This is a genomic window from Pseudarthrobacter sp. S9 (genome assembly GCF_050156545.1).
In the GTDB taxonomy this organism is placed as follows: Bacteria; Actinomycetota; Actinomycetes; order Actinomycetales; family Micrococcaceae; genus Arthrobacter.
In genome coordinates, this window is the sequence record NZ_CP189576.1 from 936103 (window position 1) to 960318 (window position 24216).

Below are 24216 nucleotides of genomic sequence, written 5' to 3' on the forward strand. Positions count from 1 at the left end.
TGCCCGCTATGTCGAAGGCCGTGCCGGTGGTCCACGGGACGTGCGGATCACCGGCAGGGCCACAGTGATGTGCACGCTGGCTTCCTTGCGTGCCGGCGACGGCTGCGACGTGACCGTCGGCCGGCAGACCGATCCGCTTCCGTCAGCGTCCGCAGGATGCCAGAGTTGAAGGATGAATGAGGAAACCGGGAATGAGGAAACTGGCGGGCTGGTCCTGAACCTGGAGTCCACGCTCGCTGGTCCCCCGGAAGAAGTCTTCACGATGCTGACGGCATCGACCGAACTGGTGAAGTGGTGGGGTCCGCGCGGCTACATCATTCCTGCAGCCGAAGTGAACCTCACGGAAGGCGGCCGCTACCGATTCCGCATGACGCCACCGGACGGTGAACCGTTCCACCTCTCAGGCGAGTTCCTGGAGATCGATCCTCCATGGCGCCTGGTGTACACCTTCCGCTGGGAGGAACCGGCCCCGGACGACCGGGAAACCGTCGTCGACCTCTCGCTCGGGAGTACCGGCAAAGGCACGCGCGTAGTGCTCTCGCAGGGACCGTTCCTGACCGAGGAACGGCTGGCCCTGCACCGCAACGGATGGACCGAGTCGTTCGAGAAATTGCAGGCGGTATTAGCTAGTCGCACCTGAGGAAGCCTGGTCCGCTGTGGGAGTTTCTGCGCTGTCAGATCGTATCCACGCTGAAACCGGCCCCCTCCTTCAAGTCGGGGGCCGGTTTCTCTTCGGTTTCGTTGCTGGCGGCAGCGATGCTTGCGTTGCTGATCGGCGCCAGCCTCCGGCCTACGTGCGCTGGGAGATGTTGAGAATGTTGCCCTCGCTGTCCAGGAACCAGGCGGACTTGCCCCAGTCAGCAGTGGCAATGCCGTTCTCCGTCTTCAGACCGGGAAAATCGTACTCTTCAAAGACGACGCCGCGGCCTCGCATTTCCTCCATCTCGCGTTCGAGGTTGTCCGTTTCCCAGCCCATCTGGGTGTTCTTGGCTGTCCCTGCATTGTCTGTCTGGTAAATGAGGAAGCCCGTTCCGTTGCCGCCGCGGTACATCACGCTGCCTTCCTCCATGGATTCGGAGGGTTCGATTCCGAGCTTGTCCCGGTAGAAATCCTTCGCCCTGTTGATGTCCTTCGCGGCGAGGACAGCGATGATGTTTGAATCCTTCAGCATGATGATCTCCTTCTGTGCTTTGATGTGTCACAGCGATGGCGATGATCCCCCCGATTTCGGACCCCGGAACGTCCTTGTGTCCGGGCCCCGTGACCGCCCGTTGCGCCGAGTGAGGGCAGCCACCTGGGACTCTTCAACGCCGCCCCAGCCATCATCGGCGCGAGGGTCCCCGAAGCTTATGTGGCCATTATGGACCGATTTGGGCCTGCGGAAATAGGGGTGCTGGCGTCCGGCTGAAGGGTCCTGGGCCGGCCCCGGACGAGTTCCATGCGCACACCGCAAGCCCTATCAGCATCGCCGCGAGGAACCCGTCTTCCACGAGCTGCCGGGTTTGCTCGCTCAGGGGAACACTTCAACAGCGCCTGCGCATGAAGGACCCCCTGGTGAGGCATGAGGCATGAGGGGACGTGATCACGGTGCTGTTCGAGCAGGAGGGCTACCAAACACTGTCCCGCCAGGCCGTGACGGAAGGCAAGGTGCTAAGGCTTGCGAAGTGACAGACGGCTGCCAGCCCGATCCGCTTCCGTCAGCGTCCGCGCGATGCCAGAGTTAGATCATGAACGAGGCAACCGGGAATGAGGAAACGGGCGGGCTGGTCCTGAGCCTGGAATGCACGCTCGATGCTCCCCCGGAAGAAGTTTTCAGGATGCTGACGGAATCGACCGAACTGGTGAAGTGGTGGGGTCCGCACGGCTTCACCATCCCTGCAGCTGAATTGAACCTCACGGAAGGCGGCCGCTACCGCTTCCGCATGACGCCACCGGACGGCGAACCGTTCCACCTCTCAGGCGAGTTCCTGGAGATCGATCCCCCATGGCGCCTGGTGTACACCTTCCGTTGGGAGGAACCGACACCAGACGACCGGGAAACCGTCGTCGACCTGTCACTCGGGAGCACCGGCGAAGCCACGCGCCTGGTTCTCTCGCAGGGACCGTTCCTGACGGACGAGCGGCTGACCCTGCACCGCACCGGATGGACCGAGTCGTTCGAGAAATTGCAGGCGGTATTGGGCAGTCGCACTTGAAACCGCGCGGCCGCGCGCCGATGAAGTGTTCACCCCGAGTCCAGCTCCCCGAACTCCCAGTCCGTCTCGCCTCCCTACGGTGGTCGAGTCGCCGGCGCAGCGCCGGTAACCGTCATCCAGGAGGAACCATTCCCATGCGCACACCCCTGACTGCCGCGGCTGCCGCCGCGCTCATCGCTTCTTTGGCGAGCCCCGCCGTCGCCGCTTCCACCCCCGAAGCCGGCCCCGCGCCGTCGTCGAACGCTTCCGCAACGGCTGCCGCAACCGCAACGGCCCGCATCAAAACCAACGAGAGCAACGGCTCCTTTGACCTGCAGGCCCACCGCGGGGGCCGCGGCGAATGGACCGAGGAATCCCTGGCCGCGTTCGCCAACTCGCTGACACTCGGCGTGACCACCCTGGAGCTGGACACCCACCTGACTACCGATGGCAAGGTCATCGTCTGGCATGACGACACCATCCAGGCGGACAAATGCCGCGACACCGCGCCCGCGACACCCGGCGACCCGCAATTCCCATATGTTGGGGACCGCGTCGCCGAGCTGTCGCTCGCGCAGATCAAAACCCTGGACTGCGGGTTTACCCAGCTGAGCGGGTACCCGGAGCAGGACGTGATCGAGGGCAACCGGATCGCCGAGCTCAAGGACGTCTTCGGGCTGGTGCGCGACGCCGACGCCAAGAAGGTCCGCTTCAACATCGAGACCAAGGTGGAGGACGGGAAGTCCGGCGGCGAGGGCATGGTGGCGCTGACCAAGGCCGTGGTCGAGGAGATCCACACCGCAGGCATGGCCGAGCGCAGCACCGTGCAGTCCTTCGACTGGTCCTCACTGAAACTCACCAGGAAGATCGCCCCGGAGCTGCCGCTCGTTGCCTTGTCCAGCGGCGACGCCTGGCTCGAGGGCGGCCAGCCCGGCGCCAGCCCCAACCTCGGCGGCATCGACATCGACACCTACGGCGGATCCCTTGCCAAAGCAGCCGCCGCCCAGGGCTACGACATCATCTCGCCCGCCTTCTCCTCCGTCACCCCGGCAATGATCACCGAAGCCCACGAACTCGGCCTGCCGGTCATCCCCTGGACCGTCAACACCACAGCGGACATGAAGCGGCTGATGGACCTCGGCGTTGACGGCATCATCAGCGACTACCCCACCCGCCTGCGCACCGTTCTGGAAGAGCGCGGGATGAAGCTCCCCAAGGCATACTCACCGAAGGCCTAGAAGCACGACAACGGCGGGGGCGGCCACTCAATGGCCGCCACCGGCGTTTGCCACGGCTAAGGCCAATACCGTTCAGTTAAGTTCGTGAATGTGGACGTCGGGCCCATAGGCGGGTTGCGGGTGCCCGGCGTGATGGGAGCGTTTGGCTGGCCATTTGAGGACTTTGCGTTTCACGACCCGGGGGTTGGAGCGTCGTCTCCGGGGCGGGTTGAGCCGTTTGCGGAGTTTGCCGATGGCCGTGTTCCAGAGCGCGGTGAGCATCCCGGTCTCATGAGGGGGGAAAAGCGCCCTGGGCGACCGAGCGCCGGGCGATGCGCAGGGCCGCGACAAACGAGACCCTGTCCGGGTCGTGCCCTTCTTGGGCGGCGACGGCTGCCATGAGGGTCCGGATGGCGTAGTGGCAGCACAGGTGCCCCCAGATTTCCTGGAGGACCAGGTCCGGGGACTTGGAGCGCAGCACGGCCCGGGGCCCGCGCTGGTGGGTTTTGAGTTCATCGAAGGTGTTCTCGATCTCCCACCGCTGGGCATAGGCCAGGGCAAGGTCCTCGGCGCCTGCCTCCTCCGGATCCAGGATCGTGGTCAGCAACCGGTACTCCTCCGGGTTTTCCCGGCCGTCATCGATCGTGTAGTCAATGACCCGCACCGTCAGCGGCGGGTTGTCCAGGCGGTCCTTGGTCGAGGAAGGATTGATTTCGGCCAGCCAGGATCCATCGGGCCAGGTCCAGGCAGATTCCGTCGACCGCCAGCAGGCGCCGCCCGGCCAGGAAGGAACCGGGAGTGCCGGGCGCGGCCAGGGGGCGGGCCGCCCGGGTGAACAGGTCGCGCATCGGCTCGTAACCCAGCCGCGCCCTCGCCTGGAAGATCGCGGACTTGCTCGGCGGGGCCCATGATTCCGCGAATCCCGAGGACCAGGAGAGCCCGTCGGTCAGGTGCTCGAACACATCCTCGTAAGAGCCATCGGAATACAAGGCCATGCCGATGGAGAAATACGCCATCACCCGAGCCGGAAGCGCCCTGCTGCGTTGCTGGGTGCGCCCGGCCTCGGCTATCACCTCATCGATCACGTGCGCCGGGAACACCTTCGTCAGCAATCCCACCGAGATAACATCCGGCAGTCGCGTATCAGAGGTTGGTTTCACTTGTCCTGAACGAGGCATCCCACCACGATACCGCAAACAATCTTAACTGAACGGTATTGCGGCTAAGGCAGCCGCCGCTGCCGGAACATCGGGAAGGCCTCCCGTACCCGGGCCACCGTCTCGAGCGAGATGTCCACGGCCCGGACGCCGGGTTCGAGGCCAAGGTCGGCTTCAATGAACCCCATGGGATCGACCAGAATGCTGCGTCCCACGGAGACCGGGGGCGCCTGGCACACCCCTGCCACATACACACTGTTCTCGATGGCGCGCGCAGCGTTGAGCGCCAGCCATTGCTCGGTCTTGTGGGTGCCCGGCACCCAAGACGAGCAAACCAGCAGAACCTGCGCGCCGGCGTCGGCCAGCGACCTGGCCAGTTCCGGGAACCGCAGGTCGTAGCAGGCCATGAGGCCGAACCGCGCTCCTCCCGACTCGAACACCACCGGGCTGGTGGAAGGACCCGGCTTGATGAACCGCGATTCGCCGAAACCCTGGGCGTCGAAGAGGTGGATCTTCCGGTACGCGGCGAGTTGGTTTCCGTCCGGACCGAAGGCAACCAGGGTGTTGTAGGCCTAATCCGGCTTGCCGGATGCTTCCACGACGCCCGCCACCAGCGCTATGCCGTGGCGGGCGGCGGTGGACGCGAGCTCCCGGCAGATGGGGCCGTCCAGCGGCTCGGCGACTTCGGGGAAGGAAGCGTCCACGATTTTCTTTTCGTACGTGGCGTACTCCGGGAAGGCAACCAGCGTGGCGCCGTCGCGCGCAGCCGCCGCAGTGAAGCGGTCGATCGCGGCAAGATTGGCCCTGATGTCTGTGCCGGACTCCAGCTGCCCGAGCGCTATCCTCACACCTGTTCCTTCCGGCTTGTTGGCTTCAGTTCCAGGAGAACGGGCCGCCTTAGACGGCCGCCTCAACCGTCGCCTTCTCCGTGGCTGCCATTTCCGGCGGCGCCGCTTTGAAACCGCGGGTGATCAGGGCCAGGACCATGATGCCCAGTGCAAGCCACGACACTCCCAGCGTAATCGCGTTGCTGTCCAGCTGGGAGAGCAGGTAGGTGCAGATGATGGCTCCGACCGCCGGGACCGCCACGTAGGACACGGCGTTCAGGTGGTTCCCGGCACGGCGCTGGCGCACGTAGTGGAACACCACTGAGACATTGACCAGCGTGAAGGCGGTGAAGGCGCCGAAGTTGATGAACGACGTCGACGTGGCCACGTCCAGGAAGATGGCAATCAGCCCGACTGCGCCGGTGATGACGAGGTTCACCACAGGCGTGTGGAACTTCGCATTGAGCCGGCCGAAGACCGCCTTGGGCAGCACCGAGTCGCGGCCCATGGCGTAGATCAGCCGCGAGGCACTGGCCTGCGCGGCGAGGCCGGACGCGAACTGCGCCACCACCAGCCCGGCGAGGAACACCGCCCCGAACAGCTGGCCGCCGATCTGCAGCGCGATGGCGCTGGCCGCGGAGGCCGAGTCCTCGAACACTCCCCCGGGATGGACCAGCTGGGTCACGTAGGAGACGGCCACGAAGATGCCGCCGCCGATCAGGGCGATGAGCATGATGGCGCGGGGCACGTTCCGGCGCGGGTCAACAGTTTCCTCGGTGAGGGTGGTGACGGCGTCGAACCCGAGGAACGAGTAGGCCGCGATGGCCGCGCCGGCGGAGATGGTGGCGAAACTGGAGGTGTCGTTGAAGAACGGCTGGGTGCTGGCCAGCCCGCCGGCGCCGGAGGTGGAGACCACATTGCCGATGGCCAGGGCCACGAAGATCACGATCACCAGCAGCTGGAACGCCATCAGGACGTAGTTGGCCTTGTCCGCCACCTTGATGCCGAGGATGTTCAGGGCGGTGGTGACGGCGATGAAGCCCACGATCCAGAGCCCGATAGGGACGCCGGGGAACTGCGCGCTCAGGTAGGAGCCGCCGATGAGCCAGATCACCATGGGCAGGAAGAGGTAGTCCAGCAGGGTGGCCCAGCCCACGAGGAAACCCACCCTGGGATCGATGGACCGGCGGACGTAGGTGTAGGCGGACCCGGCCACGGGATAGGCGATGGCCATCCGGCCGTAGCTGTGGGCCGTGAACAGTATGGCCACCATCGCCACCAGGTAGGCCGAAGGCGTCGCCCCGCCCGTGGCCTCGGCGATGAGGCCGAAGATGGCCAGGACGATCAGCGGGGTCAGGTACGCCAGGCCGAACAGCACCAGGGAGGGCAGCTTTAGCGTGCGGGTCAGGGTAGGTTGTGTTGTCACGAAAGCTTCCTTAGGAATTGAAGGACTGGGGCGTCCAGGTCACCGGATTGATCCGGCCCTGATAAACGGGCAGTTCGACGGCGGCCTCGCCGTCACGGAACTGGGACCAAGGACGGTTGAGGGTCTCGGTCCCGTGGGTACGGACGTGTTCGACGGCGGCAAGGTCCAGATCCGCCGCGAGCAGCACCGAAGCGTCGTCGGCGGCCTCGGCCAGGGTGTTTCCCTCCGGGTCGACGATGAGGCTCATGCCCTTGCCTGTTGGGCCGGCGCAGTTGACGCTGACCACGAAGACCTGGTTCACAATGGCGTTCGCCTTTGCCAGCACCAGCTCCTGCCGGCGGTCTGGCGTCGTGGTTTTCACGACGTTCAGGATGACTTCGGCACCCATCCAGGCGAGCTGGCGGGACACCTCCGGGAACCACGCGTCGTAGCAGATATTCAGGCCAACCCTGCCGATTCCGGCCAGATCCACGGTGGTGAACCGGTCGCCGGGGTCGTAGGGCTCGAACGGGCGCCACGGGAAAACCTTCCGGTAATACCCCGCGAGCTCCCCGTCCGGGGAAAGGACCAGCTGGGTGTTGAACAGCTGGCCTTCCGGGCCGCGCTCGCACACGCTGCCCGGCACCAGCCAGATGCCAAGGTCCGCGGCAAGCTCCCTCAACTCCTTGACGCGCGGGCCGCCCAGCGGCTCCGCGGAGTCCAGCAGAGCCTCCGTGCGCTGCAGGTCGGGGTACGAATCGCCGAAAAGGTGGAGCTCAGGAAACACCACCAGCTTGCTGTCAGGTTTGACGGCCAGGGCCGCTGTGACCTCGTCGGCGAAAGCCGAAAGGGGTTCACCGATGAGCCGCGGCGGGGCCTGGGCCGCGATGAGGGGAAGGATGCGTTGCATGGGGCTTTGTCTCCACGTTGGGGATGTGATCTGCACGCCGGGCACTGGCGAGCCTTGCGGAGCAGGGCGTGGTGGTCCGCCGCCGCGGCCGGGGCGGCGGAACGTTTGTGGCTGACGAGCCACCGCGCAGCGTGCTTGCCGAGCTCTCCGCATCACCCGCCGAGTCCCGGGCCGTGAACCGGCTGGTGGACAGGCGGCTCCTTTTCGAATGCGCGGTTACGCACTACGCGGCGGTTAATGCCACAGCAGAACAGCTCGATGAGCTCGAACGGCTGACCCACGAAATGGCCGGATCTACCGACTGGTCCGACTATCATCAGGCCGACGAGCAATTTCACCAGTTGGTGGGGATGTCGTCGGGGCTGGGCGCGGCGGTGGATGCCTATCACGAGACCTTGGCAGAGCTCTATGCCTACTTCATCCCTTACCCGATCGAGCTACTGCATCAATCAAACCAGGACCACATCGCGCTTGTGGCGGCCTTGCGGGCCGGTGATGGCCATGGCGCGGTGGAAGTCTCCCGCAAGCATGTGGACGTGCTTCACAGGACGATGTTCATGGGTCTGACGGACGGCACCGGCAAACCTGCCCCAGTGCGTCGCAGTCAATAAGCGTTGACGGGCCTACTACTTGAGCCCCAGGGCCAGCTGGAAGATCCGAACTGCCCGAAACGCAAGCAACGGTGGACCCATGGCGAGGTGGATTTGGTCCAAAATTCCTTCCGGGCCGGCGCCACTCTCTCTCAAATCGCCCAAGCCACCGGCCGCGACCAGCTCTCCGTCGCATTCAGGCTTCTTGCGGATAGACTTCCTGGAGTTTCTGGAGTCGTCGATGAATTCCAGACAGCGTGACCAACTCAGCTCAGACAGCGAGCCGTTCGTTGCGCGTCACCGCTTCACGAACCTTGGGATGAGGGCAACGTCCCGTTCGAGGGCACGAACCGCTGCGAGTGCCGTCTCCAAGGACACGTTCTCTCCCTGCTCCAGCCGGACAATGGTGTGGCGGCTGGCCCTGATGAGCTCAGCCAGTCCGCTCTGGGTCTACGGTGGTTGGCCGATGATCCTCTCCGACCTTAAGGCCGGGCTGGATACCGGCAGTTCAGAACTACTTGTTGTAGATTTCGCGGCGGTGTCCGATCGCAACTACCAAAACGAGGAGCTCCTGATCCCTGATTTGATAGATGATTCTGTAGTCCCGGACTCGTACGCGCAATTGTCCAGACCGTCCGGCCAAAGATTTGGCGGTTGGGGGCCGGGGATTGTCCGCAAGCAGGCTAAGTGCTTCGAGCAGGAACCTCTGCACGGAGCGGTCGAATTTATGCAACTGCTTGCGAGCTGCATCAGACAGCCGGACTTCATAGCGACTAGCCGCCAAGTTCAATTCCCAGCTCGGCCGCCACTTCCTTCAGCGAGTACGTGGGCGCTCCGGCCTCCGTTTCGGCAAGGGCGCGGTCAGCCGCCGCCAGGTCCTCCGCATCCTCAAGCGCCCTCAGAGCCCTCTCAGCCAACTCTGGATCCATTACGACGGCCACGGCCCTGCCATGGCTCAAGATGCGGACAGGTTCCCGATGCGCCGAATCCAGAGTTTCAGCCCACCGTTGGCGGGCAACAGTTGCACTTACATCACTCATGGCTAAATTGTACAATTTAGCGAAAAAATAGTCCACCGTAGATGGTGGCTCTGTCATTCATTCCCGCGCAGCAGGCGTGGACGATGACAGAGCGCTCGCGACAGGCTCGGCCGCAACCCGGTACCGTTAAGCCGTGACATTCACGTACCCGCCCCAGCTCGCCGACACCGTGATCGCTTCCCTTGTGGGTAGCACCTCGCTCAGTCGCGGCCGCACCTACGCGCGCAAGGGCGCGGTCTCGAGCGTCGAGTGGATTCCCAAATCCTTGGAGCTGAAAGGGAAGGTCCAGGGCAACCGGAGCGCCCCCTACCGGACCAAAGTCTCGTTCAAGAACGGCAAGAGCGGTCTGGGCCTCGAGTGGGGCGATTGCTCCTGCCCTATGCGCTCCAACTGCAAGCATGTGGCCGCTTTGCTCCTGGACATCAGCAGCGGGCCTGCCCCGGTGCAGCCGGCGCTCCTTGACATTCCGCCTGCCCCTGCCAGCACCCACGCTCCGGCGCAGCCGGCAGCGCCGAAGCAACCCGCGCCAAGACAGCAGCCTGCACCCGGCGTTCAGAGAGCTGTTCAGAAACAGGCACCTCCCGCTCCCTGGCAGGAGCAGATCCATAGCCTTCTTCACCCGGAGCCAGCATCACGGTATCCGGGTTTCGGTGGCGGACAGGTCATTCGCAGCGACAGCCGGCCAACGCTGAGGCTCGGTGTGCAGCTGGAACTGAACGAGTCCTCGTCCAGCCAGCCCGCCTGGTACCAGCGCGGACGCAGCGACCCATGGCACAACGAATCCGCCCCGCCGCTCAGCCTGACCGCCAGGCCGGTGAAACAGAACTCCAAGGGCAAGTGGGTCATGGGCCAACTGCGCTGGGACACCTTCCGGCATTCGTACTACGGATACCAACTCGACGAATTCAGTCCGGAGCAGACCCGCTGGATGCGGACCTTTGCTTCGATCTACACTGTCGGGGGAACGCAGGTGCCGTCCATGTACCTGCCGCTGGAGCGCTTCGACAGCCCGCTGCTCTGGCACCTCCTCGGCCAAGCCAGCGACATCGGTGTGGCGCTGGTGGCCGCAAAGTCCGGCGACGCCGTCGTGGTTCATGAGCCTGTCAGCGTTTCACTGGACGTCCGCGCTCACGACGGCGGGCTGCGGCTGGCACCGCACGTCGCCGGTACGGGCGCGGATCCCACCGCGATGGGAGTGATCGGCCGGCCTGGCCACGGACTGTTTTGGTGGGACACCGCCACCGGGCCGGGCACCACCACGGCGGCCCGCCATCTCCATCTGGCCCCGAGCAAAGCGCCCGTTCCCGACGCCATCCGGCCGCTGATCCACCACCGCACCGAACTGCTGGTTCCAGCGGCGGCCCGCGATTCCTTCCTGGGAGCCATCTTCCCGCAACTGGCGCAGGCGGCAGATGTCATCTGCAGCGACGCCTCCGTGGAGCTGCCGCAGATCCTGCCGCCAGAGCTGGTGCTGACGGCCGCCCACGTCCCGCGTGACGCCCCAGCAGACCGGGCGCCGTCCGGCCGGACCCAGCGCCGCCCCGGGGCAGGAGCACCACAGGATCCCGGTACGCTGCAGCTTCAATGGCACTGGGAGTACACCTCCGCCGGTACCGTGACCCGCGAGCAACTGCCCGACGCCGGCACCGGCTACCGCGACCACGTGTTCGAAGCGCAGCTCCTGGCCCGGGTGGCCGGCGCCCTTGCCCAGTTTCCGGCTGCCTGGCGGGAGCAGTTCCCGGACCAACCGTCCGGCCACCCGGGCAGCACGCGGCCGGCGGTGCTCAGAAACGTCGCCGCCGCCCGGTTCACCACCGATGTACTGCCGGCGCTGGAACAGCTTGAGCACCTGCGGGTAGTCACCACGGGCCCGGCGCCGGACTACAGCGAGCTCACGGACACACCCCTCATCGGCGTCAGCACCAAGGGAACGGACGACGGCGACTGGTTTGATTTGGGCGTCACAGTCACCCTGAGCGGGGAAGACGTCCCCTTCCACCAACTCTTCCATGCGCTCGCTGCCGGCGAAGAACACTTGATGCTGGCCAACGGCAACTACTTCCGGCTCGACCAGCCCGAGTTCCTCCAGCTGCGCCGACTGATTGAAGAAGCCAGGGCACTGCAAGACCACGAAGGGCCGCTGCGGATCAGCCGGTACCAGGCCGGCCTCTGGGACGAGCTCGAGGAACTGTCTGCCACCGCCGAACAAGCCGATTCCTGGCGGCGAAGCGTCGGAGGGCTGCTTCGGTTCTCTGAGATTCTGGACGTGCCGCTGCCGGCGGGCCTCAACGCGTCGCTCCGCCCCTACCAGCAGGACGGCTTCAACTGGCTGGCTTTCCTGTGGGAGCAGGGCCTGGGCGGTGTGCTCGCGGACGACATGGGCCTGGGCAAGACCGTGCAGGCCATCGCCCTGATCTGCCACGCCAAGAACGGCATCGGCGCCCCGGAACGGGACGAAACTGCGCGCCACCCCTTCCTGGTGGTCGCCCCGACATCCGTGGTGCCCAACTGGGCCGCGGAAATCGGACGGTTCGCCCCCGGGTTGCGCGTCACCGCCGTCACGGACACGCTGCAGCGCAGCGGTACGGATCTGGCGGCACTTACTGCCGGCTCCGACGTCGTGGTTGTTTCCTATACGCTCTTCCGGCTCGACTATGAGGCCTACGCCGCACAGCAGTGGGCCGCGCTGGTGCTGGACGAGGCACAGTTCGTGAAGAATCCTGCCACCAAGGCCAGCCAGAATGCCCGCCGTTTCCCGGCCCCGTTCAAGCTGGCCATCACGGGCACGCCCATGGAGAACAACCTGATGGAGTTGTGGTCCATGTTCGCGATCACCGCCCCCGGGCTGTTCCCGTCGTCGAAGAATTTCGCCGACTACTACCAGAAGCCGGTGGAGAAAGAAGGGGACGCGGAGAAACTGGCGCAATTACGACGGCGGATCCGGCCGCTGATGATGCGGCGCACCAAGGACCTTGTCGCCAAGGATCTCCCCGCCAAACAGGAACAGGTGCTGGAGTTGGATTTGGCGCCGCGGCACCTCACCATCTACCAGCGGCATTTACAGCGCGAACGGCAGAAGGTTTTGGGGCTGCTCGAGGACATGGACAAGAACCGCTTCGCGATCTTCAAGTCCCTCACGATGTTGCGGAGGCTGAGCCTGGACGCGTCCCTGGTGGATGAGAAATACGGATCCGTCCCGTCCAGCAAGCTCGATGCCCTGTTGGAGCAGCTCGGCGACATAGTGGCCGAGGGACACCGCGCCCTGATCTTCAGCCAGTTCACCGGCTTCCTGGGCAAGGCCGCGGCACGGCTTGACGCTGAAGGCATCCCATACGCCTATCTGGACGGCAAGACCCGCCGGCGCGCCGAGGTGATCGAGCAGTTCAAGTCCGGAAGCGCACCGGTGTTCCTCATCAGCCTCAAAGCCGGCGGATTCGGCCTTAACTTGACCGAGGCGGACTACGTATTCCTGCTGGACCCGTGGTGGAATCCCGCCTCAGAGGCGCAAGCCGTTGACCGCACCCATAGGATCGGCCAGACCCGAAACGTCATGGTCTACCGTCTGGTGGCCAGGGACACCATCGAGGAGAAAGTCATGGCGCTCAAGGAAAAGAAGGCCAAGCTGTTTACCGCCGTACTCGACGACGACGCAATGTTTTCCTCGGCACTGTCCGCGGAGGACGTGCGAGGCTTGTTCGACGGCTGAATCACAGCGTGCGGAGAGGATGGACCTGCGGCGGCGACGGCAGCTCCTACCTCTTGCGGCTCTCCAGCACCGACGTTTACAAAAACGCAACGCGATCCCCCGACCACCCCATTCATCGGCTTGCTGGTCCTCGCCGGCATGCAGGTCATCCCCGGCGAAGTCTACGAAGCCGCGCAGATCGACGGGGCCGGCTGGTGGCGCCAGCTCGGCTCCATCACGTTGCCGCTGGTCAAGCCCACGCTCCTGGTTGCCGTGCTGTTCCGTATGCTCGACGCCCTGCGGATGTTCGGCCTCCCCTTCCCTGATCGGCCCCGGCAAGGAGTCCGTGGAAACCCTCTCCATGCTGGCCTGGGACGAGTCCAACCAGCTCCGGCTCACCGTTTGACGTCCAAACGTGAAAACCGCGAAATGAGGGCAATATCCCGGTCCAAGGCCCTGACGGCCGCAATGGTGTCTCCAGCGAGACGTTCTCGCCCTTCTCCAGCCTGACGATACTGTGGCGGCTGGCATTGAGAAGGTCAGCCAGCCCACTTTGTGTCAGCTTCCGCTCCTGGCGGGCGCTTCGGATGGCCGCTCCGAACGACTTGGCGTCGATCGCGCGGAAGAACGGCGTTTCTTCCGGATGTTCCATATCTTCACCGAAATGGTGAAAATGATGAACATTCCAGCACTATCGAGAAAAGTACAACATCTTAACCAGCCGCATGTGGGCTGCACGACGTTCCGACGCCCACCCACGTATTGATTCAGGCGCACCGGACATCGGAGGTCAGGCAGCCGCCGAGGTCGCCACGCGTGTTCCCGTTGCGTGCCGCGGTTTCTTCCAACGGCCCGCCGTAATTTGGGCCTATTAGGCTACAAAAGATTTGCGTAATCCCCTGATGCAGGTAGTCTTCCTACTTAGGCAAGCCTAAGCTTGGCTCCCCTTACGTGAAAGAAACCGGCACCATGACCGCCAACTTCCTGATCGGCCTGCGCGAAGGCCTCGAAGCGACCCTCATCGTCGTGCTCCTGATGGCCTACCTTGTCAGGACGGGGCGGCGTTCGCTGCTGCCCCGCCTCTGGGCGGGAGTCGGCCTTGCAGTGGCAGTCTCCATCGGGTTCGGTGCGGTGCTCAGCTTCGGGCCGCGTGGACTGGCCTTCGAGGCGCAGGAGGCCATTGGCGGCGGGCTGTCCATCATCGCCGTCGCACTGGTTACGTGGATGGTCTTCTGGATGGCGCGCACCGCGCGCAGCCTGGGTGGCGCACTGAAGTCCCACGTGGACAGAGTGGCCGACGGCACCGCCTGGGGCCTCGTGGTGGTGGCTGCCCTGGCCGTCGGGCGCGAGGGCCTTGAAACCGCACTGTTCCTCTGGGCCGCGGCGCAGGCCACAGGAGAAACGACCATGCCGCTGGCCGGCGCGCTGCTCGGACTCGCCGTTGCAGCCGGGCTTGGCTACCTGCTGCACCGCGGCGTGCTCAAGGTCAACCTCTCGCGCTTCTTCACGTGGACCGGCGTCGGACTCATCATCATCGCCGGCGGTGTGCTCGCGTACGGCATCCACGACCTCCAGGAGGCCCGGATCCTGCCCGGCCTGCACAGCCTGGCCTTCGACATCTCAGCCGCCATCCCGCCCTCGTCGTGGTACGGCACCCTCCTGAAGGGCACGCTCAACCTTTCCCCCGCCACCACCTGGCTCGAGGCCGGAGCCTGGCTGCTCTACGTTCTCCCCGTTCTGGTCCTGTACCTCCGGGCCAACGGCCCCACCCCCCAGGCCGCCGGCAGCGAAGCCCCCACGCGCGACGACGTCGCAACCCCCGTCGCAGCCCCCTAGCGGCACCCCTCACTTCCCTCCAGCGTTTCTCCCCCGACCAAACCCGACCAAAGGAAACACCCATGCCCGGCACCCCCCTGCCCAAAACCTTGCCCAAAACCGCCTCCCGATCCCGGAAGTCGCTTGCCCTGGTTGCGGCGGCAGCCGCAGTTCCCCTGGCCCTGACCGGCTGCACGGACACCTCGACGACGCCAGGCGCGGCCGCCGGGCCGATCCAGGTCACCAGCACCAAGACCGAGTGCAAGGTCTCCGCGGGAAATTCCGCCAGCGGCAACCTGACCTTCGCCGTCAAGAACGAAGGCACCGAGGTCACCGAGTTCTATCTCCTGGCCGAGGACGGGCTGCGGATCATCGGGGAAGTCGAGAACATCGGCCCGGGCCTGACGCGCAACCTCGTGGTCACGGCGGCCGCCGGCCAGTACACCACGGCCTGCAAGCCCGGCATGCAGGGTGATGGCATCCGCGCCCCCTTTGACGTCACCGGCTCCGGCAACAGCCCAGCCGTCGATGCCGACTTCCAGAAGCTTCTGGACACCGGCACCCGGCAGTACTCCGCCTACGTCAAGGACCAGACCGAGCAGCTGGTGGCCGGCACCAAGGCCTTCGCCGACGCCTACGCCGCCGGAGACGCAGCCACGGCACGCGAGCTTTACGCCGCCACCCGCATGCACTGGGAGCGCATCGAGCCGGTCGCGGAGTCCTTCGGAGACCTCGACCCGAAGCTCGACGCCCGCGAAGCCGACCTTGAGCCCGGCCAGGACTGGACCGGCTGGCACCGCGCCGAAAAGGACCTCTTCCCGCCCGCCGGCTACACCCCGCTGACCGCCGAAGGGCGCACCGCCGTCGCCACGCAGCTCGTGGCCGACACCGAGGACCTGGGCCGGCGAACCCGCACCGTGGAGCTCTCCGCCGACACGCTCGGCAACGGCGCCAAGGAACTCCTGGACGAAGTAGCCACCGGCAAAGTCACCGGTGAGGAAGAAGCCTGGTCCCACACTGATCTCTGGGATTTCCAGGCCAACGTAGACGGTGCCCGGATCGCCTTCGAGAGCCTGTTGCCCGCCCTCCAGCAAAAGGACCCCGCCCTGGCCACGAGCCTCGACGAAAAGTTCGCAGCATTGCAGGCCGAGCTCAAGAAGCACGCCACGGGCGAAGGCTTCAGCTACTACAACGAGCTCAGCCAGGCCCAGGTCCAGCAGCTCGCCTCGCTGGTCGATTCCCTCGGCGAGCCCCTCTCCAAGCTCACCTCGGCGGTAGTGCTGTGAGCGGCTGCCCCCTCGGCGGCCGGTCCGCTGAAACGCCCGACGCCGGCGGCCCGGCTTCCGCTGGCGCCGCGGAACCAGCGGCGGCCCCCGGGTCGGGAAAAGGCGGGTTGTCCCGGCGCGGGCTGTTGTCCCTCGCAGGTGCAGGGGGCGCCGGCGCCGTGGCCGGCTTCCTGAGCCATGATGCGGTGGCTGCCGCGGCCGCCCCGGCCACCGTGCCCGGCAATATCATTCCTTTCCACGGGGACCGCCAGGCAGGCATCATCACCCCGGCCCAGGACCGCCTGCACATGGCCGCCTTCGACGTCGTCACGGAGGACCGTGCAGCGCTCATCCAGCTCCTGAAGGATTGGACCGTCGCTGCCGAGGCGATGACGGCAGGCCGCACCGCGGGCAGCACTGGCGCCGTCGACGGCCCCTACGACGCCCCGCCCGAGGACACAGGTGAAGCTCTGGACCTCGGGGCCGGGAAGCTGACCCTCACCGTCGGCTTCGGCCCGGGCTTGTTCGAGAAAGACGGCAAGGCCCGCTTCGGGCTGGACGGCCGCCGCCCCGACGCCCTGATCGACCTGCCGCACTTCCCCGGCGACGACCTCCAGCCGGGACGCACCGGCGGAGACATCGTGGTCCAGGCCTGCGCGGACGACCCCCAGGTGGCCGTGCACGCGATCCGGAACCTCGCACGCATCGGATTCGGGCAGACGCGCGTCCGCTGGTCGCAGCTGGGCTTCGGCCGGACCTCCTCCACCTCGCGGTCCCAGGCGACCCCGCGGAACCTCTTCGGCTTCAAGGACGGCACCAACAACCTCAAAGCCGAGGACCCCGCCCTGCTTGATGAGCATGTCTGGGCCGGAGCAGGAACCCGTCCGGGTGAGGCCTGGATGGCCGGCGGCAGCTACCTCGTGTCCCGCAGGATCCGCATGCACATCGAAATCTGGGACCGGACCTCGCTGCGCGAGCAGGAAGGCCTGATCGGCCGCACCAAGGGCGCCGGTGCCCCGTTGTCCGGCGGCGAGGAATTCACCGCCCCCGACTTCGAAGTCAAGGGCCGCGGCGGGGAACCGCTGATTCCGCTGGACTCCCACGTCCGCCTGGCGCACCCCAGCCGGAACGACGGCGTGAAGATGCTCCGGCGCGGCTACAACTACACCGACGGCTCGGACGGGCTCGGCCACCTCGACGCCGGCCTGTTCTTCATCGCGTTCGTCAAGGACCCAAGGACCCACTACGTGCCCATGCAGATGGCCATGGCCAAGGAAGACACACTGGCCCTGGAATACCTCAAGCACACAGGCTCCGGCCTGTTCGCCGTTCCCCCAGGAACCAGGGCGGGCGGCTTCATCGGCGAGGGGCTCTTCGCGTGAAGCCCGCCGTCGCCGAACCCGGTGGCGGCAGCGCGTCCGACACCGTGTCCGACAGTGCGACGGTCAGTGAACCGGACGGCAGCCGGTTGGCCGGACCAACCGGCCGGCCCTCCCCGAAAATGGTGCTGCTGGCACTGCTGTGCTCGGCGGCGTGGCTGGCCTCGGTGCTGGTGGGCGGCTTCCTCGACTGCGGGCCGGACCTCCACCGCATCGCCCTCGCGTGCCACATTCTCGCGCTCGTGCTGTCCTTCGGGGCCATCCTGGTGCTCGACTGGGTGGGCCTGTTGTGGCTCCTGGGCCGCCGGGACGTCCACGACACGCGCCGCCTCGAGTCCGCTGCGCAGCCGCTGATCTGGGGCGGGTTGGCGCTGCTGCTCGTGTCCGGGGCGATGATGCGTCCCGATCTGTCCAGCCCGCTGACGCCGGTCAAACTGCTGTGCGTCCTGGTGCTCATCCTCAACGGCCTCGCCCTGGCGCAGGCCATGAAGCAGCTGCATTTTCTGCCGCCGCGGACATTGTTCACGAAGATGGCTACACGGCTGCGCGTACGGTTGCTGGTTGCACTGTGCATCTCGCAAACCTGCTGGTGGACGAGCGTGCTGGTGGGGCTGCTCAACAGCACACTGCGGCGCTGGACCGGCGCGTAGACGGCTCGGAATGCCAGGGTGCCCACGTTTCAATGGAAACGTGGGCACACCCCGCCCCCGGGAAGGGTCATTGCGCTGCACTATCCGGGTATGGCCCCAATCTGCTGCATGATGCCCAGGTTGTCGGTGGTTCCCCAGTGCTCGGCGACCTTGCCGTTCTCGACGCGAATAATGTCAGTCGTGCCGAATTCGACGCTTTTGCCGGTTGCTGCAAGGCCCGCCATCTCCCCCTGATGAGTACCCGTCAGAATTACGTGGCACGCCTCCAGCTTTCCGTCGGCCAGCGACGGCTCGATCGATTTGACCTTGATATCCGGGAATGCCGTCCGGATCGCGTTCACAAAGAACCGAACGCCATCCTTGCCGGGCGGTTGTCCTGGAAGAGCCTCTTCGTGATCGAGATAGTGATCCGCCGTCAGCTCGTCAATGAGGCCGAGATTTCCGCCCTCGAGCACCTCTTTATAAAACCGTTTGATCAGTCCAGTGCCATCAGCCATTTCCGACTCCTTAATGGGTGAGACCGTCCAATAATCTTCCCACCGGGGTCCTGGCGCATCAATGACGGCCTGCTGTGTTGGCGGCATCCGTCCGGGCCAGGCCTCAACTTGCCGGGAAGCGGGCGAAGCCTGCGTGCAGCTCCCGCACAATGACCGTTCCGTCGCCCAGCAGCTTTGCCTTCTGTCTCAGTTGCTGCAATAGCTCTTCACTGGGCCTGCCAAAGATTTCGATGGTCCTCAGGGTGATGAGGCGTGCAAAGGCCGCAAACTTAGGACCGGCCACCGCCATATGGAATGCAAGGGACGCTTCGTCCGGATGCAGATGAACGACGCTGACCCGTGATCCGTCCTCGCTAAAGTAGGCGTTGTAGGCGATGATCCGCGGCTCGTTGGCTTCCACGAACCGTGCCAGCTCTTCCAAGCCCGCCTTAAGCGCGTCGAGCTCGCCTGGCCGAACCTCTGATGTGTCGATATACAGAACGAAGCCGCGCATACCATCAACACTTGTTCAGGGACCAGCCGGAGTCAAGAATCCAACACCGGCGGCCTCCGCCCTTGGCGCGTATGTTTTCATGAGGCACTGATCGAAGCGAGGGAAGAACTTGTCCACCACTTTTGAGGCTGTCTTGCACGACGGCACGACCATCCCCGTCTCGGTTCAGGGAACGGGGCGTGCCGTGCTTCTTCCGGCCCGACTCGAACCGCATTCGCCGTCGGAAGCCGAGACTATGCGGCGGTGGGGTGCAGACCCTGACCTGGGGCCCAATCTGGTGGCCAGTCTCTCCCTGTCGTATCGGGTGATCTCGGCGGACTACGAAGGTCACCGGATGGCGTACCCGGCGCCGGATACCCTGACTCCGGAGAATGTTGTCGCTGACCTCCTTGCCGTCGCGGACGTGGCGGGGGCGGATAACTTCGCGTATTACGGGTACTCGTGGCTGGCGCTGATCGGATTGCAACGCGCGGTCCGCACGGACCGGCTTTGGGCGCTTGTTATGGGCGGCTATCCGCCTCTCGACGGGCCCTACAAAAGCATGCTCGCTGTCACACGGTCGGCGCACACGAAATGGCCAGTCAAGCGCCGAACGGGAGCCAGGCGATCAACGCTTCGGTTGAGCCGGGTGACTGGGATGCCGTCTCGGTTCAGACGTCAGAGGCGCAGACGCGGCAGTTCGTCACTCTCTATGAAGCCCTTCAGGACTTCGATGACTCTCAAGCGCCGGTCCCGCGGGATCTTCCACGACTCTGTTTCGCCGGCTCGGCAGACCAGATTAACTACGGACCCGGCTGGGGCGAAGTGCAGGTGAGAATCGGCGAACCACTGGCCGCCCACGAGGGAGGGCTGATCACCTCGGGGTGGGATGTGCTGGTGCTTCCCGGTCTTGACCACATGAGCACAATGCACAGCAACGTCGTTCTCCCCCTTCTTCACGACTGGCTCCGGAAAGTGGAGAGGGAGAAATAGATGCGCAGGCTCGCAGCTATTCTGCCGTTGTGCCGCGCCCGGCGGCTGGTTTACTTCCGCTCCCGCCACCCAAGCGTCACCACCAACGCCACCGCACCAAGTCCCAGCATCACGACAACCATCAGCCCCCAGTTGGCCTGGTTGACGCCTGTGCCGTAGAAGATGCCGATCAGCACCGTCGCGGTGATCGCGCCCAGGTAGCGGCACGTCTGGAAGATCCCGGCGGCCACGCCGCGCTCCTCCGGTCGGGTGGAGACGTACATGCCCTGGCTGGAGGCGATGCTGACCACGCAATACGGCACGCCCAGCAGGGCGGTCAGCGCCAGCACCAGCGGGATGGCCAGGGATGCCGTGAGAAGCCACATCGCCCCTGTCGCCGCCACCAGCAGCACGACGCCGGTGATCAGCACCCGCTTGACGCCGAAGCTGTCGATCGCCCGGACAGCGAATGGCGTCCCAATCACCGAGATCGCGGCCAGCGGCAGCATCAGCAGGCCTACGATGCCCGGATCGTAACCCGCGGCCTGCTGTAGCAGCTGCGGCAGCCCGAAGAACGCAAAGTAGTAGACGCCGTTGAACAGCGCGAACCCCAGATAGACCAGGAGCAGCGGCCGGTTGCGGCCCAGCAGCCGCAGGTCCAGGAACGGCGGGGCGAACCGCAGCTCGCGCCACACGAACAGCGCGGCCAGCAGCAGCCCTCCCCCAAGCAGCCACCAGCGGACCCCGGGCAGCACGTTCAGCAGGGCCATCATCACCAGCACCAGGGCCCCGACGAACGCCAGGATGCCCGGGATGTCCGAGTCCCGCAGCAGCGCCGAGGCCCGGCCGCGCTCACGGTCCTCGTCAGCCGGGGCGAACCGCCAGACGATGAAGATCGCTGCCAGGGCGAGCGGGATGTTGACCAGGAACAGGGCTTGCCAGCCGACGAGGCTCACCAGCAGCCCGCCAACCACCGGCCCGACAGCCGCCGCCGAGGTGTTCGCCATCTGGATGCGGCCCAGCGGCCGGGTGGACTTCACCTCCCCCTGCAGGGCCAGCGCACCGACCATGACGACGGCGCTCGGGTACGCGGTCGCGGTGCCGAGGGCCATGAAGGCGCGCGCCACGCAGAGCAGCGCGAAGTTGGGCGCGAGCGGCGCCAGCGCGCAGGTCACCGCCACCACCGCCATGCCGAGCAGAAAGAGCCGGCGAGGCCCGAAGCGGTCCGCCAGCCGGCCCATCAGCGGCTGGCCGGCCGCGGAGGTGAGGTAAAAGGCCGTGATGACCCAGGTGACCGTGGCGACGTCGAGCGCGAAGTCCGCGCGCAGCACCACGAGGGCGACGGCGATCATCGAGGAGTTCAGCGGATTCAGGGCGGTGCCCAGGCTCAGTCCTGCGACGGCGACGCCGGTCCGGGGAGAGTTGCTCACGGCAACAGTCTGGCAATGTTGCCTGGGGCCATAACGGCGCTCAGAGAACCTTCGAGAGGAACGCCTTGGTCCGGTCGTGCTGCGGATCGCTCAGCAGCTGGCGAGGCGGGCCCGACTCAACCACGACTCCTTCATCCATGAAGACGAGCGAATCGGCCACCTCGCGGGCGAACCCCATCTCGTGGGTCACGACGATCATGGTCATTCCGCTCTTGGCCAGTTCCTTCATAACATCGAGTACCTCGCCCACCAGTTCAGGGTCCAGGGCGCTTGTCGGCTCGTCGAAGAGCATCAGCTTAGGGTCCATGGCCAGCGCACGGGCGATGGCTACCCGTTGCTGCTGCCCGCCCGACAGGTGTGCCGGGTAGTGGTCTCCCTTATCGCCGAGCCCCACTCTCGCTAGAAGTTCCATGGCTCGGGCGGTCGCTGCGGCCTTGGACATGCGCTTGACCCTCATGGGCGCCTGGATAATGTTCTCGACGGCAGTCAGGTGGGGGAATAAGTTGAAACGCTGGAAAACCATTCCGATGTCGCGTCGCTGGAAGGCCGCTTCCTTGGGCTTGAGTTCATAGAGCTTGCCGCCCTTTTGGCGATAGCCTACGAGCTGTCCGTCGACCGAGAGCCTGCCGGCATCGACCCGTTCCAAGTGGTTGATGCAACGCAGGAACGTCGATTTGCCGGAACCACTGGGGCCGACGATACAGAGCACCTCTCCCGGATTGACGCGGAGACTGATCCCGCGGAGAACCTTGTTGGACCCGAAGTTCTTGGAAACCCGGTCTGCGAGCACCATGGGCGTGTCCGTCATCCCTTGCCTCCAAAGTCTGTGACGACGGAGGCGCCAGGGGGCGCCACCGTTACCGAACCCGGCGACGACGGCTCTTTGCCCGTCTTGAGGCGTCCGGTTCCCCGCGAGAAGCGCTTTTCGATGAAATGCTGACCGACCATGAGGACCGAGGTGAAGAGCAAATACCAAAGGGACGCCACAATCAGCAGGGGCACCGGAGTGAACGTGACCGCGGAAATACCGCGAGACACCCCGTAGAGGTCAATGCTCAGAGGAATCGCGGCCACGAGTGAGGTGGTCTTGAGCATCGAGATCACCTCATTGCCGGTGGGCGGGATGATGATTTTCATGGCCTGCGGAACCACCACGTAACGCATGGTCTGCCCCCACGACATGGCCAATGCTGTCGAGGCCTCTTCCTGACCCTCGTCCACGGAGAGCAGCCCGGCACGCACAATTTCGGACATGTAGGCCGCTTCATTCAACGCCAGACCGATCACAGCGGTGATGAAGAGGTTGGTGAAAATCTCGTTCGGGACCGTGGCCCAGGGCGTCGTGAACGGAAGACCCAGCGTGAACACCGGATAAATGAGCGAGACGATGCCCCAGAACACGAGCTGTACGTAAACGGGTGTTCCACGGAAGATCCAGATGTACAGCCAGGCAACGCTCTTGAGCACGGGGTTCGGCGAGAGCCGCATGATGGCCAGCAACAGACCAAGGACTATGGCGCCGACCATCGCATAGATTGTCAGCGACAGCGTCACCCATGCGGCCTGGCTGATCCGTCGGTCAAAAATGTACTTGCCGACATCAGCCCAGCCGTAGTCCGGGCGCTGGGCTGCGTCCAGGACAAAGACTGCCAACATGATCACTAGGACCACGGCAACCAGAATCCGCCATGGGTGGCGCAGCGGAACGGCGACAATGGCCTCCCCTGGCTCAGTGTCCGGGTCCAGTCGATAACCCTCTTGCGCCTTGATGCCAGGCTCCGGCTCACTCATCTTCTGTCACCCCTTGGCGGCCACGTTGAGTGCCGCCGCCTTGACGCCGCCGGATTCCACTCCCCACTTGGCCAGGATCCGGTTGTAGGTGCCGTCGTCGATGAGCGCCTGCAGGGCCTTCTGGAGTGCCGGTGTGATTTCGCTGCCCTGGGCCACCGGGATCCCGTAAGGCGCCACTTCAAATGCGTCGCCTGCGGTCTGCAGCTTGTCCTTCGTCTTGGAGATCGCGTAGAGAGTGACGGGCGAGTCGGCGCTCATTGCGTCAACCTGTCCGACCACCAAGGCATTAGTCGCCTGGTCCTGCGCGTCGTACTTGAAGATGGTGATAGGAGCCTTGCCGGCGTCCGTGCAGGCCTTGGACTTGGCCGGAACCTCGTGCGTGTCCTCATAGGTGGTTGCCTGGACAGCGACTTTGAGCCCGCATGCGTTGTTAGGGTCCACGGTCTTGCTCTTGGGGGAGGCCCACTGGATGCCGGCAGAGTAGTAGTTCACGAAATCCACCTTCTTTTCGCGTTCGAGCGTGTCGGTGAAGGATGACATTCCCATGTCATCCTTCCCTGCCTTCACGGCAGGAAGAATGTTGTCGAAGGTGCCGATGTCGAAGTTGACCTTCAGCCCCATAACCTGGCCCAAAGCGTTGGTCAGGTCCACTGACCATCCGGCTGGCGCACCGTTATCGTCCTTGAACTCGTTGGGCGGATAGTTGTTTGCCATTCCAACATTGAGGACGCCAGCACTCTTGACCTTCTCCGGGAGCGAAGCGGCAATGGCGTCGTTTTTCTTCACTCCAACGCTGTCCGCTGTCGCGGAGGCCCCGCCGGTTGCGGCGGGTTCGCTGTTATTGACGCAGCCTGAAAGCGTGAGGGCCGTGACCGCGGTGAGAACGGGAAGAAGGTATCGGGTGCGCATGGTTTCCTTATGTGTCGAGGGTGTCAAGCGT

22 protein-coding genes and 2 pseudogenes are annotated in these 24216 nt (G+C 65.1%); 11 read left to right on the forward strand and 13 right to left on the reverse strand.

Annotation, left to right across the window (positions count from 1 at the left end; all coding sequences use genetic code 11):
- Window positions 1–172: 172 nt before the first annotated feature.
- Window positions 173–640, forward strand: coding sequence for an SRPBCC family protein (locus ACQCSY_RS04335; RefSeq protein ID WP_427133486.1), 468 nt, complete (start codon window positions 173–175; stop codon window positions 638–640).
- Window positions 641–790: 150 nt separating this feature from the next.
- On the opposite strand, the gene ACQCSY_RS04340 is transcribed toward ACQCSY_RS04335, so the two are convergent.
- Window positions 791–1171 carry a VOC family protein gene (locus ACQCSY_RS04340; protein WP_427133488.1) on the reverse strand — a complete coding sequence of 127 codons (381 nt, stop codon included), beginning with the start codon at window positions 1169–1171 and terminating at the stop codon, window positions 791–793.
- Window positions 1172–1727: 556 nt separating this feature from the next.
- On the opposite strand from ACQCSY_RS04340, the gene ACQCSY_RS04345 reads away from it, so the two are divergent.
- The gene (locus tag ACQCSY_RS04345) at window positions 1728–2195 is read left to right on the forward strand and encodes an SRPBCC family protein (RefSeq protein ID WP_427133490.1); all 468 of its coding nucleotides are present in this window, start codon (window positions 1728–1730) and stop codon (window positions 2193–2195) included.
- 134 nt (window positions 2196–2329) lie between these two features.
- On the forward strand, window positions 2330–3412 hold the full coding sequence (locus ACQCSY_RS04350) for a glycerophosphodiester phosphodiesterase family protein (protein WP_427133492.1): 1083 nt from the start codon (window positions 2330–2332) through the stop codon (window positions 3410–3412).
- 268 nt (window positions 3413–3680) lie between these two features.
- On the opposite strand, the pseudogene ACQCSY_RS04355 reads toward ACQCSY_RS04350, so the two are convergent.
- The 4 genes and pseudogenes from ACQCSY_RS04355 to ACQCSY_RS04370 all read right to left on the reverse strand — a co-directional run bounded on the left by ACQCSY_RS04355 (window position 3681) and on the right by ACQCSY_RS04370 (window position 7690).
- Window positions 3681–4569, reverse strand: a pseudogene (locus tag ACQCSY_RS04355) (transposase domain-containing protein).
- 44 nt (window positions 4570–4613) lie between these two features.
- Window positions 4614–5396, reverse strand: a pseudogene (locus tag ACQCSY_RS04360) (carbon-nitrogen hydrolase family protein).
- A 49-nt stretch (window positions 5397–5445) separates the two neighbouring features.
- Entirely contained in the window at window positions 5446–6801 is a 1356-nt protein-coding gene (locus tag ACQCSY_RS04365) for an APC family permease (RefSeq protein WP_427133494.1), read from the reverse strand.
- Between the two features lie 10 nt (window positions 6802–6811).
- Window positions 6812–7690 (reverse strand): carbon-nitrogen hydrolase family protein, encoded by an 879-nt coding sequence (locus tag ACQCSY_RS04370; protein ID WP_427133496.1) that lies wholly within the window; start codon window positions 7688–7690, stop codon window positions 6812–6814.
- 68 nt (window positions 7691–7758) lie between these two features.
- Between ACQCSY_RS04370 and ACQCSY_RS04375 the strand changes: the two genes are divergently transcribed.
- Window positions 7759–8301 (forward strand): FadR/GntR family transcriptional regulator, encoded by a 543-nt coding sequence (locus ACQCSY_RS04375; RefSeq protein WP_427133498.1) that lies wholly within the window; start codon window positions 7759–7761, stop codon window positions 8299–8301.
- Window positions 8302–8794: 493 nt separating this feature from the next.
- Here ACQCSY_RS04375 and ACQCSY_RS04380 read toward each other — a convergent pair whose 3' ends face one another.
- Both ACQCSY_RS04380 and ACQCSY_RS04385 read right to left on the reverse strand, forming a co-directional pair.
- Window positions 8795–9070: a type II toxin-antitoxin system RelE family toxin gene (locus ACQCSY_RS04380; RefSeq protein ID WP_427133500.1), complete on the reverse strand. Its 276-nt coding sequence runs from the start codon at window positions 9068–9070 to the stop codon at window positions 8795–8797.
- On the reverse strand, window positions 9054–9377 hold the full coding sequence (locus tag ACQCSY_RS04385; protein ID WP_427133502.1) for a type II toxin-antitoxin system Phd/YefM family antitoxin: 324 nt from the start codon (window positions 9375–9377) through the stop codon (window positions 9054–9056). The genes ACQCSY_RS04380 and ACQCSY_RS04385 overlap by 17 nt, the downstream gene beginning before the upstream one ends.
- A 76-nt stretch (window positions 9378–9453) precedes the next feature.
- On the opposite strand from ACQCSY_RS04385, the gene ACQCSY_RS04390 reads away from it, so the two are divergent.
- From ACQCSY_RS04390 to ACQCSY_RS04415, 6 genes are all read left to right on the forward strand, one after another.
- Entirely contained in the window at window positions 9454–13026 is a 3573-nt protein-coding gene (locus tag ACQCSY_RS04390) for an SNF2-related protein (RefSeq protein ID WP_427133504.1), read from the forward strand.
- A gap of 138 nt (window positions 13027–13164) precedes the next feature.
- Entirely contained in the window at window positions 13165–13515 is a 351-nt protein-coding gene (locus ACQCSY_RS04395; protein ID WP_427135674.1) for a carbohydrate ABC transporter permease, read from the forward strand.
- A 459-nt stretch (window positions 13516–13974) separates the two neighbouring features.
- Window positions 13975–14841 carry an iron uptake transporter permease EfeU gene (gene efeU / locus ACQCSY_RS04400; protein WP_427135676.1) on the forward strand — a complete coding sequence of 289 codons (867 nt, stop codon included), beginning with the start codon at window positions 13975–13977 and terminating at the stop codon, window positions 14839–14841.
- Between the two features lie 62 nt (window positions 14842–14903).
- A complete protein-coding gene (gene efeO, locus ACQCSY_RS04405) occupies window positions 14904–16106 on the forward strand; it encodes an iron uptake system protein EfeO (protein WP_427133506.1) in 1203 nt (400 codons plus the stop codon).
- Window positions 16103–17467 carry an iron uptake transporter deferrochelatase/peroxidase subunit gene (efeB, locus tag ACQCSY_RS04410; RefSeq protein ID WP_427133507.1) on the forward strand — a complete coding sequence of 455 codons (1365 nt, stop codon included), beginning with the start codon at window positions 16103–16105 and terminating at the stop codon, window positions 17465–17467. Before efeO ends, efeB begins: the two co-directional genes overlap by 4 nt.
- Complete coding sequence (locus ACQCSY_RS04415) at window positions 17464–18114, forward strand: hypothetical protein (protein WP_427133509.1); 651 nt, start codon at window positions 17464–17466, stop codon at window positions 18112–18114. Before efeB ends, ACQCSY_RS04415 begins: the two co-directional genes overlap by 4 nt.
- 80 nt (window positions 18115–18194) lie before the next feature.
- On the opposite strand, the gene ACQCSY_RS04420 is transcribed toward ACQCSY_RS04415, so the two are convergent.
- Entirely contained in the window at window positions 18195–18611 is a 417-nt protein-coding gene (locus tag ACQCSY_RS04420) for an ester cyclase (protein ID WP_427133511.1), read from the reverse strand.
- Window positions 18612–18714: 103 nt separating this feature from the next.
- The gene (locus ACQCSY_RS04425) at window positions 18715–19104 is read right to left on the reverse strand and encodes a hypothetical protein (protein WP_427133513.1); all 390 of its coding nucleotides are present in this window, start codon (window positions 19102–19104) and stop codon (window positions 18715–18717) included.
- Window positions 19105–19677: 573 nt separating this feature from the next.
- Here ACQCSY_RS04425 and ACQCSY_RS04430 point away from each other — a divergent pair.
- Window positions 19678–20076: a hypothetical protein gene (locus tag ACQCSY_RS04430; RefSeq protein WP_427133515.1), complete on the forward strand. Its 399-nt coding sequence runs from the start codon at window positions 19678–19680 to the stop codon at window positions 20074–20076.
- A 50-nt stretch (window positions 20077–20126) separates the two neighbouring features.
- Here ACQCSY_RS04430 and ACQCSY_RS04435 read toward each other — a convergent pair whose 3' ends face one another.
- Genes ACQCSY_RS04435 through ACQCSY_RS04450 form a run of 4 tightly spaced genes read right to left on the reverse strand, consistent with a single transcriptional unit; the run spans window position 20127 to window position 24185 of the window.
- A complete protein-coding gene (locus ACQCSY_RS04435; RefSeq protein ID WP_427133517.1) occupies window positions 20127–21485 on the reverse strand; it encodes an MFS transporter in 1359 nt (452 codons plus the stop codon).
- A 40-nt stretch (window positions 21486–21525) separates the two neighbouring features.
- Window positions 21526–22278 (reverse strand): amino acid ABC transporter ATP-binding protein, encoded by a 753-nt coding sequence (locus ACQCSY_RS04440; RefSeq protein ID WP_427133519.1) that lies wholly within the window; start codon window positions 22276–22278, stop codon window positions 21526–21528.
- 11 nt (window positions 22279–22289) lie between these two features.
- Window positions 22290–23276 (reverse strand): amino acid ABC transporter permease, encoded by a 987-nt coding sequence (locus ACQCSY_RS04445; RefSeq protein ID WP_427133520.1) that lies wholly within the window; start codon window positions 23274–23276, stop codon window positions 22290–22292.
- 6 nt (window positions 23277–23282) lie between these two features.
- Window positions 23283–24185 carry an ABC transporter substrate-binding protein gene (locus tag ACQCSY_RS04450; RefSeq protein ID WP_427133522.1) on the reverse strand — a complete coding sequence of 301 codons (903 nt, stop codon included), beginning with the start codon at window positions 24183–24185 and terminating at the stop codon, window positions 23283–23285.
- Window positions 24186–24216 lie beyond the last annotated feature (31 nt).